The organism is Christensenella minuta, from assembly GCF_003628755.1.
Taxonomy (GTDB): Bacteria; Bacillota; Clostridia; order Christensenellales; family Christensenellaceae; genus Christensenella; species Christensenella minuta.
This window is the reverse complement of sequence record NZ_CP029256.1, coordinates 2606783-2620010: the sequence shown is the minus strand read 5'-3', so window position 1 is coordinate 2620010 and position 13228 is coordinate 2606783. Positions and strand designations below refer to the sequence as shown.

General features: G+C 56.2%; 9 protein-coding genes. 5 read left to right on the top strand and 4 right to left on the bottom strand.

Annotated features, from left to right (window positions below; translation table 11 throughout):
- Nucleotides 1-119: 119 nt before the first annotated feature.
- A complete protein-coding gene (locus tag B1H56_RS12485; RefSeq protein ID WP_066521059.1) occupies nucleotides 120-4001 on the bottom strand; it encodes an EAL domain-containing protein in 3882 nt (1293 codons plus the stop codon).
- A gap of 127 nt (nucleotides 4002-4128) precedes the next feature.
- Nucleotides 4129-5526, bottom strand: coding sequence for a replication-associated recombination protein A (locus B1H56_RS12480; protein WP_121419009.1), 1398 nt, complete (start codon nucleotides 5524-5526; stop codon nucleotides 4129-4131).
- Nucleotides 5527-5820: 294 nt separating this feature from the next.
- Between B1H56_RS12480 and serC the strand changes: the two genes are divergently transcribed.
- The 4 genes from serC (at nucleotide 5821) to B1H56_RS12455 (ending at nucleotide 8971) form a co-directional block, all read left to right on the top strand.
- Nucleotides 5821-6906: a 3-phosphoserine/phosphohydroxythreonine transaminase gene (serC, locus tag B1H56_RS12470; protein WP_066521054.1), complete on the top strand. Its 1086-nt coding sequence runs from the start codon at nucleotides 5821-5823 to the stop codon at nucleotides 6904-6906.
- Nucleotides 6907-6980: 74 nt separating this feature from the next.
- A complete protein-coding gene (locus B1H56_RS12465) occupies nucleotides 6981-8144 on the top strand; it encodes a phosphoglycerate dehydrogenase (protein WP_066521051.1) in 1164 nt (387 codons plus the stop codon).
- A 1-nt stretch (nucleotide 8145) separates the two neighbouring features.
- On the top strand, nucleotides 8146-8355 hold the full coding sequence (locus tag B1H56_RS12460) for a hypothetical protein (RefSeq protein WP_066521049.1): 210 nt from the start codon (nucleotides 8146-8148) through the stop codon (nucleotides 8353-8355).
- 97 nt (nucleotides 8356-8452) lie between these two features.
- Nucleotides 8453-8971: a DUF6125 family protein gene (locus tag B1H56_RS12455; protein ID WP_066521046.1), complete on the top strand. Its 519-nt coding sequence runs from the start codon at nucleotides 8453-8455 to the stop codon at nucleotides 8969-8971.
- A gap of 24 nt (nucleotides 8972-8995) precedes the next feature.
- Here the strand turns inward: B1H56_RS12455 and B1H56_RS12450 are convergent, their stop codons facing one another.
- Nucleotides 8996-9178, bottom strand: coding sequence for a hypothetical protein (locus B1H56_RS12450; protein ID WP_156515132.1), 183 nt, complete (start codon nucleotides 9176-9178; stop codon nucleotides 8996-8998).
- Nucleotides 9179-9387: 209 nt separating this feature from the next.
- Nucleotides 9388-11547 carry a penicillin-binding transpeptidase domain-containing protein gene (locus B1H56_RS12445; RefSeq protein WP_066521041.1) on the bottom strand — a complete coding sequence of 720 codons (2160 nt, stop codon included), beginning with the start codon at nucleotides 11545-11547 and terminating at the stop codon, nucleotides 9388-9390.
- Nucleotides 11548-11795: 248 nt separating this feature from the next.
- Between B1H56_RS12445 and B1H56_RS12440 the strand changes: the two genes are divergently transcribed.
- Nucleotides 11796-13205: a 3D domain-containing protein gene (locus B1H56_RS12440; RefSeq protein WP_066521039.1), complete on the top strand. Its 1410-nt coding sequence runs from the start codon at nucleotides 11796-11798 to the stop codon at nucleotides 13203-13205.
- Nucleotides 13206-13228: the final 23 nt, after the last annotated feature.

The following is a 13228-nucleotide window of genomic DNA, read 5'->3' as shown; positions in this document are numbered from 1 at the left end:
CCACCCTCTCCCGCTCGCTTGATGGGCCACTTTAAAAAACGTTTGCCGGTCCTGCGCCGGATCATATTTCCGGTAGTTACCATTATATGGTACGAAACAGGCTTTGTAAAGGGGGAAACTCAGGGCTTTTGCAAACCGTGGTCCGCGTCCTCCGCTTCTTCTTTTTTCTTCGCAAGCTCGATGCGCAGTTCGTGCTTTCCCCAGTAAAACAGCTTTTCGCGGATCTCGTAGCCGATTCCCCGGGTTTCGTCGCGGTCTTCACGCACAAGGTAGCTGTTGTGGCTCAGCTGCCGTTCGGCGCACCCCGGGCACGGCGCGCTCCTGCCCCGCAGGAGCTGGTAGCATTTCCGGTTATGGAACTCGTCCTCTTCGATCCCCAACAGTTCCCTCAGCTCTCCGTTGCAGTACAGGAGGCCGTAATCTTCCTTGTTGATGATATAAATGAGCCCCTCCATCTCGTCGAGGATCGTGGAATCCACGTTGAGGTAGACATGTCCGTTTGCGCTTTCGCCGCTGTAGACGGCGTAGGTGTTCTTTCCCGCGCTCTTCGCCTGGTAGAGGGCTTTATCCGCCCGGCGGTAGAGCGTTTCAAAATCCTCCCCGGCTGCGAAAACGACGCCCGCCGAAGCGGATATCCGGATCCTTTCGTCCGTATGCCGTTCATTCAGGCTGTGCAGGAAGCCCTCCAGCCGGTTGCAGACATCGCTTTCGTAGGCGGCCGTAACCAGCAGGGCGAATTCGTCGCCGCCGAACCGTCCGGCTACGGCTTCCGCTCCAAACGCGCCGCGTATCGCATCCCCGATTTTTCTGAGTATCTCGTCGCCGCGGACATGCCCGAACGCGTCGTTCACCTGTTTGAAATTGTCGACGTCAAGCAGCGCCACCGCGGTGACGGGGCCTTCCGGCCCGCTTTGTTCCAAAACGGCGCGAACCTTGTTTTCAAAGGCGCTCCTGGTATAAAGCCCGGTGAGGGAATCCCTCTGCGAGTCTCGGAGCAGGCGCTTATATTGGCGCTCTTTTTCCTTTTCATGGTCTATATTTTCGGAAACGCCCAGCATGCGCACGGCTTTCCCGTCTTTTTGCTGGATCACGGTGCAGGTGAGGCGGAACCAGCGGTACCTGTCGTCCTTGCACAGAGCCTGCATTTCGCATACGCTTTGCCGCGCGCCTTCCTCGACCTCGCGCACCGCGCGGAGCACCGCTTCCCCGCTTTCTGGATGAATCCAGCCGCACTCGACCAGGCATTCGGGCGCGCCCGTAATCTCCTGCGCTCCTTTGACCCAGGCGTCTTCCGGATCGAAACGGACAATGGTCCGTGTAGGGATATCATATTCCCACACGTCGGCGCGGGTAAGCTGCATTGCGATCCGGAACCTGCTGTTCGCAAGGCGCAGGTTCTCTTCGGCCTGCTGCTGGCCCGAAAGGTCGATACACACGCTGAGGATGGCAAGCCTGCCGTCCTCGGCCTCCACAACGCGGCCCTTGTCGAGCGTCCAGAAAAAACTGCCGTCCTTTTTGAGCGTACGGTATTTTACGATATATTCCTGTCCCTCGTAATAGCCGGTCCCGAGTTCCCGCAGCACATGCGGAATATCGTCCGGGTGGATCGTGTTGCCTACAAAGCCGCCCGTATGCTCTATGAAATCTTCATGGGAACCGTAACCCATCAGCCGGAGCATCTCTCCATTGATGAAATAAAGCGGGAAATTCTCTTCGCAATAGCCCCCGATAAGCCCGCAGAGCGCCATTTCATTGAGGAGTGAAACCGCCGTCATCTGGTTTTCCGCCTTGAGGTCGGAAAGCTGTTTTTCGCCCTGGCGCAGCCGCTCTTCCAGGTCATGTTCGCGGGTGATATCCTCTAGTATACCAAAGGCCTTCACCGGCCTTCCGAACTGATCGAAAATCGTGGTCATGGAGGCACGCCGCCAGCCATAGGAACCATCTTTCAGGCGCAGCAGCGCTTCCTGTACGGAATTCGGTTTCCCCTCGATTACATCATAGAAAAAATCATGCAGCCGCTGCATGTGTTCGGGCGCGACCGCGCCCGCTTCCATCAGGCTTTCCGGGAGACCCTCGAGAAGCTTATCCATACCCTGGATGGCCGAACGCGTTTCATCATAGGCAACGCTTCGTTTTTCCACGTCAAACATGAACGGAATCCGCCCTGTGGAAAGCATCGCTGTGCGGTAAAGCTCTTCCGACTGCCGGAGCTGCGCCTCCGCTTCCTTGCGCTGCGTGATATCGTTGATGGAAGCGTAATAGATATCCCGCCCTTCATTTTCCAAGAGAAAAAACAGCCGCATGTGCATCCACATCAGGTCCCCGCACAGCCTGCGCCGCCGGAACTGGATCTCCACCCCCTGCGTGGGGTCCGCCTTGGCGCGCCGGAGCGCGTCCTGCACGATTTGCCGGTCTTCCGGCGGCACGCGTTCAAGGATATGCAGCCCTTTGACGCGCAGCATTTCCGGGTTGCATCCGGTGATCCTGTAATAGCCGTCGTTGACGCGGATAATGGCCAGGTTGCCGTCATGGTATTCATAGAGGGCCACGCCGCCGATGATATTATTCAGGAGTTTCTTTGACATCATCCCGGACTGGAAAAGGTCTTCAAAGGAAATTTCCCGTTTGTCCGGGGGTACGATCCCATTATAGTCGGTTTGGCCGTCCTGAAGCAGCAGCGCCTCAAACTCCCCGCTGGGCATGGGCCTGTAGAAATAATAGCCCTGCGCGTAGCGGCAGCCTGCATCGGCAAGGAAGGCGGCCTGCCCGGCCGTTTCCACGCCCTCCGCAATCACGCTCAGCTTCAGCCATTTGGCCATGCGAATTACGGATTCGATGATATTTTCGCTCCGCTGGTCCTGCCCGTCCGTCTTCTGCAAAAAGCGCAGGTCTATTTTGAGGATGTCGACGCTGATGTCCTTGAGCATATTAAGGGAGGAATAACCGCTGCCGAAATCGTCCATCAAAACCGTGAAACCCGCCGCGCGCAAGCCCCCCGCCACCTCGAGAATCCGCTCCAGGTTCTCCGCATACGCGGTCTCCGTTATTTCGATCTCAAGGAGGCGCGGATCGAGCGCGTACTTTTCAATCAAGCCCGTCAGAAGGCCGTAAAACCCAGGGTCATAGAGGCTTTCGCGGGAAGCATTCACAGAAATCGGGACGGCCGTATGTCCGCTGTCAATCCATCTGCGCAGGAGCCTGCACACCCCTTCCCACACATAGGCGTCCAGCTTCACGATGAAGCCGTTCTTCTCAAACGCGGGGATGAAGGAATCCGGCGGGAGCAGGCCTTTTTCGGGCCGTATCCAGCGCACGAGCGCCTCCGCTCCTACGATCTTTCCGCTGCGGATATCGCATTTTGGCTGCACATAGATTTGAAATTCCCGGTTTTGCAGGGCATGCTCGGCCGCGTTGAGAATATCCTGTTCCTCGATGATGGAATCAAGAAGCCCGGCGTGGTATTCCGCCGTATGGCGCATATAATTTCCCTTGACGGATCTTGCGGCCAGGATCGCGCGGTCGCACATCAGGCTGACGGGGACCGTACGGTCGCAGATCCGGTAGATGCCGACCGCCGGAACGATCTCCATATCGAGCGGATATTGCCTGAGCCAGCTTACGACATTTTCTTCAATCGCCCGGCCGGCCTCTCCCTCGAGCGGTGCGCACGCAATAAATACATCTCCCGTGATACGGCCCGCAAGCTCTGCTTTCGGGCCTTCCGCATGCCTGATCCTGTCGCCGAGGTAGGCGAGCAGGCGGTCTCCTTCCGCCGTCCCATACAGGTCGTTAATCAGCTTGAACCGTTCGATATCCACGCACACGAAAGCATATTCCCGCCCGGGCCTCTCCGCAAGGAATTCTTCCGCCTTGCGGTAAAAGGTTTCTTTATTGTACAGCCCGGTCAGGGGATCGAATTCCCTGTATTCCTTAATTTCGCGCTCCAGCGATTCGATTTTCCGGAGCAGCTCCTCTTGCGGTCTGCCTTCACGTGGTTTCAAGACGTTCCTCCATGCCGGTATCCATCCGTGCCGCAAGGGACCGGACGGAGAAATAATACCTGCTTATTCCGGCAATCTATTCTTTTATATTAAAATATTTCCCCCGCAAAATCAACCGGCTCCCGCCTTATTTCCCGGGCTTCTTTTCCTTGCCGATAAACCGGCGGTATTCGTGCACCTTTTGTTCGTAGCCCTGCATGGAAGGACGGTAGAACACCCTGTCCTTCATTTCATCGGGGAGATATTGCTGCTCCACATAATGGCGCGGGTAATCGTGCGCGTATTTATACGCCTCGCTTTTCTTTTCGTGCTTGGCTTTCTCAAAATTCGCGTCCTGAAGATAGGCGGGCACGTCCTGCCGCGACGCTTCCCGCGCGGCCTTTGCCGCAGCATCTACCGCGAGAAGCACGCTGTTGCTCTTAGGCGATTCGCACAAATAGATGATGGCCTGCGCGATATTGAGACGCGCCTCAGGCATGCCGTTAAACTCGAGCGCCTGCATTGCCGCGACGCACTGGTTGAGGACGCTTGGGTTCGCGAGCCCTACGTCTTCCGACGCATGGGCGATCATCCGCCGCACGGGTACGCGCGGGTCGACGCCCGCGTAGACCATGCGTGCAAACCAGAAAAGGGCCGCGTCGCTGTCGCTTCCCCGCAGGGATTTGCAGAACGCGGACAGCATATCGTAATATTCGTTGTCGTCCATGCGCACGGCGCGCTGCTGGATGGACTGTTCCGCGATCTCGAGGGTAATATGTACCCTGCCCTTTGCGTCCGGCTTTGTGGTGAGAACCGCGAGTTCGAGCGCGTTGAGCGCGCTCCGCACGTCCCCGTTCGAGACGGACGCCCAGTGCTCCGCCGCGTCCCCGTCCACCGTAAGGTCCATATTGCCAAAGCCGCGTTCTTTATCTTCCGCCGCGCGGAATACGGCCTTTTTAATGTCTTCCTTTCCAAGGGCGTAAAACTCGAACAGGCGGCAGCGCGAAACGATGGCGCTCGTCATCGCGGCCATCGGGTTTTCCGTCGTGGAGCCGATGAGCTTGATGACGCCGCTTTCCATGGCCGGGAGGACGCTGTCCGACTGCGATTTGGACCAGCGGTGGCACTCGTCGAGCAGCAGGAAGCTTTCCCGCCCGTACAGCTTGAGGCTGCCCTCCGCCTTGTCTATTACCTCGCGCACATCCTTCACGCCGCTCGTGACCGCGTTCAGTTTATAAAAATCGCTGCCCGTCGTATGCGCGACGATTGCCGCGAGCGTGCTTTTCCCGCACCCGGGCGGGCCCCAGAAGATACACGAACCAAGCTTATCCGCCTCGATGGCGCGGCGGAGAAGCGTATTTTTTCCCACGATATGTCCTTGCCCCAGGAACTCGTCGAGCGTGCGTGGACGCATTCTGTCCGCGAGCGGGGCGCTTTTTTCCAGATTTCCGGAAAACAGGTCCACTGCTTTCCCTCCTTTATCCCGTATCCTGCGCCGGGTTTCCCGGCGCGCTTCGGCCGGTTCTCCCGCGGGGAAAAATTTCATATTGTATATTATATACTATTCCAGCCGCAAATTCAGCGCGTTTACGAAAATTTTAACCGCGGGAAAACGGACGTCCCCCGGCCCGCTTTCCCGCGGGCGGCGACGCGCACCTTATCCGTCCCGGCAAAAAAGAGATCAAATACAACTTTTTATTGGGACGGCGACGCAAAGAAGCTTGGTATTAGTATTGAAAATGCCGCTTTCCCATATTATAATGATATTTGTATATGATATTTTGGACAGAACAGGTTTACGGCACTGTATCCTGTCCTTCAATTTTTAGGAGGTCTTGTAATGGAAGAAAGAGTGTACAACTTTTCGGCCGGCCCGGCGTGCCTGCCTATGGACGTGCTGAAACAGGCGCAGAAAGACTTTATTTCGTATGGCGGGAGCGGTATGAACGTCATGGAAATGAGCCACCGCAGCCCCGAATACCAGAACATCATCGACACGGCCGAGGCGGACCTGCGCGAGCTGCTGAACATCCCGGACAATTACGACGTTCTGTTCCTGCAGGGCGGCGCGTCCTTGCAGTTTGCCATGGTTCCCATGAACCTGATGACAAAGTATAAAAAAATCCACGCGGTCAACACGGGCCAGTGGTCTAAAAAAGCGATCGCCGAAGCCAAAAAATTCGGCGAAGTGAATGTTGTCGCGTCCTCCGAGGACAAAACGTTCTCTTACATCCCGGAGCTTTCGGCGGAACTGTTTACGCCGGACGCCGATTATGTACACATTACTTCCAATAATACGATTTACGGAACGAAGTATACGAAGCTTCCCCCGGTGGGGAACCTCCCGCTCGTCTCCGACATGTCCTCCTGCATCCTTTCCGAAAAGATCAACGTGGCGGATTACGGCCTGATCTATGCGGGCGCGCAGAAAAACATCGGCCCCGCCGGCGTAACCATTGTGATCGTGCGCAGGGACCTTGTGGAAAACGCGCCGGAGGATATCCCCACGATGCTGCGCTATAAGACGCATGCGGACAATGGTTCCATGTTCAACACGCCCCCCACCTACGCGATCTATATCGCGGGGCTGGTGTTTAAAAACCTGAAAAGGCTGGGCGGCATCGGCGAGATGGAAAAGATCAACCGGGAAAAAGCGGCGATGCTGTACGATTTCCTCGACAATTCATCCCTCTTCAGCGCGACCGTCGCGGGCGCGGACCGCTCGATGATGAACGTACCTTTCGTGACAGGCGACGCGGAGCTTGACAGGGAATTCGTCGCCGAGGCGAAAAAGGCGGGCCTTGTAAACCTGAAGGGACACCGCAGCGTGGGCGGCATGCGCGCGAGCATCTATAACGCGATGCCCGAAGACGGCGTGCGCTCACTTATTGCGTTCATGGCGGGGTTTGAAGCGAAGCACAGATAAAAAATCCGGGAGAGGCGCGGGCCTCTTTCCTGAAACGGACGCTTTACGGCATCCAGAGAAAAAGGAGCAATGTTATGCATACAATCAAAAAGCTGAATAAAATATCGCCCGTGATCTACGACTACCTTCCGAAGGAGAACTACAACGTATCGTCCCACCTCGAGGACGACAGCGAAGGCTTCATCGTGCGCAGCGCGGACTGCCACGGCATGGATTTTTCGGAAAATACCATTGCCATCGCGCGGGCGGGCGCGGGGACGAACAATATCCCGATCGATAAGTGCACGGAAAAGGGCATCGTGGTGTTCAACACGCCCGGCGCGAACGCAAACGGCGTGAAGGAGCTGGTGATCGGGGCGATGATCGCGGCGTCGCGCAACCTGCCTGAGGCGTACGACTGGGCGAAGACTTTAAAGGGCCAGGACGGCGTTGCCGCGCTGGTGGAAAAAGGCAAGGGCCAGTTCGTGGGCGGCGAGGTCAAGGGCAAGACCCTTGGCGTGATCGGCCTTGGAGCCATCGGCATCATGGTGGCCAACGCGGCTTCGGCGATCGGCATGAACGTCATCGGCTACGATCCATTCCTGTCGGTGGACAGGGCGTGGTCGATCTCCATGTATACGCACAAGGCGGAAAAGCTGGACGAGCTGCTTGAAAAAGCGGATTTTATTACCCTGCACATTCCGCAAAACGATAAAACCAAGGGCTTTTTGAGCACCCCCGAATTTTCCAAAATGAAGGACGGCGTGATTATCCTCAACTTCGCGCGCGGCGGCCTCGTGAAAACGACTTCCCTGTTCGACGCGATGGACAGCGGCAAGGTAAAGAAATACGTCACGGACTTCCCGGACGACGATATGCTCTGCCACCCAAACGTGCTCGCGATCCCGCATCTCGGCGCGTCTACGCCGGAGAGCGAGGAAAACTGCGCGGTGATGGCGGCAAAGCAAATGCGCGATTTCTTTGAGACGGGAACAATCGTCAATTCCGTCAATATGCCCGAATGTATCGTTCCGCCTTCGGACACGGTGCGCGTGACGATCATCCATAAAAACCTCACGAACATGGTGGGGCAGATTACCAATACGGTGGCGAAATACGGCCTTAACATTGCGGATATGGCCAACAAATCCCGCGGCGATATCGCATATACGGTGCTGAATCTTGACCACGAAATCTCACAGGAAGCGACAGGCGAGATCGCCGCGATCGAAGGCGTGATTAAGGTGCGCGTGATTTGACATGAGCGAAAAAAAATGGGGGATCACCCTCATCGTGACGAGCGCCGTTCTCATAACGGCCATTTCCCTCCTGTTCTTTTCACTGAAAGCGCCGGATATGGGCGTAACCGTACAGTGGGCCATCCGCATCTTCGCGATTGCGGCCTGCGCGGTGCAGTTCATCGTTTTCATCTTGTTTGCCAGGGCGTTCAAGAAGAACCGGAAGTATTAACCTGAAATAAAGGCGGTGCGGCTTAGGACCCGTCCGGCACCAAAAAGCCGGCGGATTCCGTGCCGCGCCGTCTTTTGATTTGCGGAGAGGAGTCCTGATGAAGCATAACGAAGCACTGGACGATTTATCGAAGGAGGAGCTGATTCGCCTGATCGGCCTCTATTCCAAAAACTGGCTGGCGCTCGACGGCGTGTGGTTCCAGTCCATCGAGCAAAAGCTGGGCATGGACGAGGCCATGCTGCACGATGCGCGCGCATGGGAGCGGTTTACCGTGATTGAAGCGCGCAGGATCAAGAAATTTTTAGGCCTGCCCGAGTATGCGGGACTCGGCGGCCTTAAAAAAGCGCTTTCCCTGCGGTTTTACGCGAACATCAACGAGGACGAAGCCATCCTGCGGGGGAATACGCTTTTGTACCGCACCCTTTCCTGCCGGGTGCAGAATGCGCGTGCGCGCAAAAATATGGAATTCCATCCGTGCAAACCCGTCGGGGAGATCGAATACGCCGGGTTTGCGCGCACGATCGATCCGCGCGTCACCTGCACATGCGTCAGCTGTTACCCGCAAATTACAGACGATACGTGCGCGTGTTCGTGGCTGTTCACGCTGCACGAGTAAAATTTCCCGCAGCGGCTTCCTGCTTCATTTTACCGCGGGGATTTCTGTCAGCCGTCCTGCGGGAGCAGGTCTTTCCTTTCGTTCCTCCGCGCCGTCCGCGAGACCGGTGGCCGCCTGTACCATATAGCAGAGTTCATATTTATTTGTATTGTCCGACACGCGGAACAGCGCGCGGCATCCGACGGGCATTCCAGCAGCGCGTCTCATCAGCGGCAGTTTTTTTGATTTCAGTCCTGTCCGGCGCGTCCGCGTCCGGCCAGACTGCAAGGGGAATAAAGCGCCCATAATTTTGCCGTAAAAAAGACTATGCCTTCCTTTTGCCAAGAATGCTTTTCATCCCCGCAAAAGGCTGCATAATCTTTGATAATTCACGAATCCACAATTTTATTTTCCGGCCGCAAGCGGGCCGTTCGGCTTTATTCTTCTTCCCCGCTGCTGCTGACGCCCGACAGCATCCGGGAATAGGCGCTTTCGTCTGCAAGGCCCCGCAGAATCGAAGTTTTTGGTTTGGTTCCCTCGTCCGTATCCGTTTCCACAACCACCATGTACAGCTTCCCGTCCTCCTGGTTAAGCGCGATGATCCAGTTAACTTCGCGCGAATTGTTCGCGCCGACCTGCGCGGTCCCCGTTTTTCCGAGGACGTCCCGGTCCCCGAGGCGCGCTTCATAGCCTGTCCCGTCCACCATGACGCGCTTTAAGGCGGGCTTTATAATGTCGATAGCCTTTTGGCTCATCGTCCCCTCTTTGAAAGCGGAGACGGATGTTTCTTCTACCGTTGTTTCCGTCTCATCCTCTCCTTCAATGGTGAAGGTGCGGTTTACGATATGCGGGTTTACCATCGTGCCGCCGTTTTCAATTGCGGTATACATGCATGCGAGCTGGAGCGGGGTTATCACAAGCTCGCCCGTACCGTAACCGGTACGCGCCAGCCAGTCCAGCCAGTCTACCTCGTCTTCGGACTGGCTCAGCATGCTGGAGGCTGTCACCGGCAGTTCAAACTGCGGCGCTTCGCCGATCCCGATCTTTTCCATGTAGGATTCGAACGGGTCTACCCCCGCCTGCAAGGCGTAATAGGCGAAAAAGATATTGTCGGACGACTTCATTGCCATTTCGTAATTATACGGCGATTCCGCGACGGTTTTGGAATAGATCGCTCCCGAATGCCAGCCTTCAATATCCGGCGTCCAGCTGTGGGAGCCGCTCTCTTCATTCCCCTCGGAATGCGGCGGTTTCTTGGTGATCGGCGGAACGGAATCCGCGTCGAGCAGACCGCCTTCGATGGCGGGCAGGGAGGAAAACGGCTTGAACGAGGAGCCCGGCATATACGCCGATTGGATTGCCCGGTTGATGAGCGGATGGTCTTCATCGCCGTTGTAATAATTCCAGGTGGCCTCGTCGAGCGGGAAATTAAACAGGTTGTTATCAAACGACGGATACGAAACCATAGCCTCCACAGCCCCCGTTGAGTAATCCATCACGATCACCGCGCCGCTCTGCCCGTCCACAAGGTTGGAAGCCATCAGCGTATACGCGCGCTCCTGCGTTTTGGAATCGATGGAAAGCTCGATATTCTGTCCGTCCGTCTTTTCGTCCTCGAACAGGACCTGTTTGAGGCTGCCCTTTTCGTCCTCAATATAAATGATCCGTCCGTCGCTGCCGCGCAGAACCTCTTCATACTGCATTTCGAGACCGGATTTCCCCACCGTGGAATATTCCGTAAGATCTTCATTTGCCGCCAGCTGTTCATCGGACGGCGAACCAAGGTAGCCGATGATATGCGCCGCATCGTCCTTCAGGGGATAATACCGCACGGGCGAAAAGCGGGAATCGTCGAACCCAAGGCCGTTTATGCCCGCGACCGCTTCCTTCTGTTCGTCCGTTATGGTCCCCTTGGGGTAGGAAAGCAGCACTTCGAGCGGGTAGCCCTTTTCTACCGCGTTATCGTACTTTTTTTGGATCGTTTCCGCATCCACGCTGAAATTCGCTGTAAGGAAGGCCTTGACCTCCTCGATATCCGGACCCTTTTCAAGGTCGATATACACGCTGTCCGCGTAATCGTTTTTCGCGAGCACCGCTCCATCGGCGGAAAAAATCTCCCCGCGCGCGCCCTCCTGCGTGGTGGAACGCACCCTATCGCCCTCTTCGAGCATAGGCAGGATGAGGCTCGGCGTATAGAGCACCGTATATCCCTGCGGCCCCGCGACGATATCGGCGGAATAATCATAGGTGAGCACGCCGAGCAGCCTGCTGGTGAGCGCGAGCGTATATTTGAGCTCGTATTCATTGTCCGAGACCGGCTCCACGCTGCGCGACACAAGCTTTACGTCCGAGACCTCGAGTGCGTCGTAAATATTGGTGAACCGCGCCACGAATTCATCGCGCGTCCCTACGTCCGCCGTGAGGACATACACATAATCGAACGCGCCAGAATAATCGCGCGCGACAAGCTTATTTACAAAGGCGCCGCCCACGCTGTCGGCACTATCCGTAAGCGTAGAACAGCCTGTAAACGCCGCCCCTGTAAACACGAGCAAAAGGAGCGGAACCAGTATATAGATAAGAAGTTTCTTTTTCATTTTATTTCCCCGGCGTATCGTTTGGTATCGGAATAATTTGTATTATTATACTATTATTTCGTAATAATTGCAAAAACGTTACATTTTATTCACATGCGCGTTCCGCACGCGGTCTATTTTGCCGGAAAACGGCTTCATATAGCCATTTTTCTGCATTTACGCGCGTTTGACTTTTTCCTTTTTTTGGGGTATAATACCCATACGTTTTATGGAAGGAACAGATTCCATAAAAAAGACGGAGGAAATTTATGCCTTTTGGAAAACGAAAAAAGGATATCGACCTTTCGGTCCATCCTGAAACAAAATATAACCGGATCCTTTATACGGCGGACCGCCGCACTTCCACCGATGACGATCTGCCGCCCGTAACAAGGCGGCGGCGCGCGCGCGCGGCCGCCAAGAGCGGGAACCTGTTTTCTTTTTTCCGCGCGAAGCGCCCTAAAGATTCGGGCGCGGCGGCGCACGCTTCCGCAAAGCAGGAACCCATCCGGCAGAGCGCGGGCAGCGGCAGAGTCCTGCGTTCGGGCAGGACGGGCGGTAAAAAACAGGGGGGGCTTTTCCACGACAGGCTTCTTCGGACGACCTCCCTCGTGTGTATCGCGGTCGTGGCCGTTTCCCTGATTACAGTGCAGACCACGTTTGCAAAGCCCGGCACGCCGATCACGCTGATCGACAACGGCCGGGAGCTGCAGTGCGAAACTACCGCTCAGACGGTCGGCGAATTCCTCAGCGACAACGCTGTCGAGCTTGGCGAGGAAGATGTGGTATCCACGGATCTGAGCGCCCCGCTTTATGAGGGACAGACGATCACGATTTACCGCGCGGTCCCGATCACGGTGAAGAGCAACGGCACGGAGACCCAGGTGAGCATTGTCGCCGGGCATACCGTGCAGGACGCGCTCGATAAGGCCGGGATCGTTCCCGCGGAGGACGACGAGGTTTATCCTTCGCCGGACACCATCGTCCGCTCGGGTATGACCATCGACCACATCGTGGTCACGACGCAAGAAACAACGGAGGATCAGGCGATCCCCTTTGATAACACCACGAAGGAAGACCCGAACCTTGCCAAGGGCAAGCACGAGGTTGTCCAGGAGGGACAGGAAGGCGTTCTTCGCATCACCTATAAGCAGGTCTACAAGAACGGTGTACTGATCTCTCAGGATTCCATTTCTGAAGACGTGGTGCAGCAGCCCGTAGACCAGGTGATGGCAATCGGCACGTATGTCGAGCCTGAAAAACCCAAGGAGACCACGAAGAAAACGACGACCCCAAAAAGCTCGTCATCCTCATCCTCGTCATCCGGCAGCTCGTCGAAGGGCAGCAGTTCGTCGTCCTCGTCCGGCGGCGGCTCAAGCGACGCCGACCTCGATGGCAGCAAGGGCATGAAGATGCAGCTGACCGCATATTGCTCGTACTGTAACAGCGGCAGCAAGACCTCTTCCGGCACCTATCCGGCGGCGGGCAGGACGGTTGCGTGCAATTCGCTTCCCCTTGGAACGCGCATCTATATCGAAGGTTACGGCGAATATATCGTGGAGGACCGCGGCGGCATGGGCGGCAATGTAATCGATATTTACATGGGCGAACAGGAAAACGACGACGTGTGCAACAGCTTCGGGCGAAAAAAGAACGTCACGGTTTATGTGATCGGCTAACAGGATTTCACGGCGGCGGGCAC

Bases quoted from the DNA above. Each gene is read 5' to 3' on its own strand.
- B1H56_RS12455 (WP_066521046.1), top strand. From the start codon at position 8,453: ATGAAGCATAACGAAGCACTGGACGATTTATCGAAGGAGGAGCTGATT.
- B1H56_RS12460 (WP_066521049.1), top strand. From the start codon at position 8,146: ATGAGCGAAAAAAAATGGGGGATCACCCTCATCGTGACGAGCGCCGTT.
- B1H56_RS12450 (WP_156515132.1), bottom strand. From the start codon at position 9,178: ATGAGACGCGCTGCTGGAATGCCCGTCGGATGCCGCGCGCTGTTCCGC.
- B1H56_RS12445 (WP_066521041.1), bottom strand. From the start codon at position 11,547: ATGAAAAAGAAACTTCTTATCTATATACTGGTTCCGCTCCTTTTGCTC.
- serC (WP_066521054.1), top strand. From the start codon at position 5,821: ATGGAAGAAAGAGTGTACAACTTTTCGGCCGGCCCGGCGTGCCTGCCT.
- B1H56_RS12480 (WP_121419009.1), bottom strand. From the start codon at position 5,526: ATGAAATTTTTCCCCGCGGGAGAACCGGCCGAAGCGCGCCGGGAAACC.
- B1H56_RS12440 (WP_066521039.1), top strand. From the start codon at position 11,796: ATGCCTTTTGGAAAACGAAAAAAGGATATCGACCTTTCGGTCCATCCT.
- B1H56_RS12465 (WP_066521051.1), top strand. From the start codon at position 6,981: ATGCATACAATCAAAAAGCTGAATAAAATATCGCCCGTGATCTACGAC.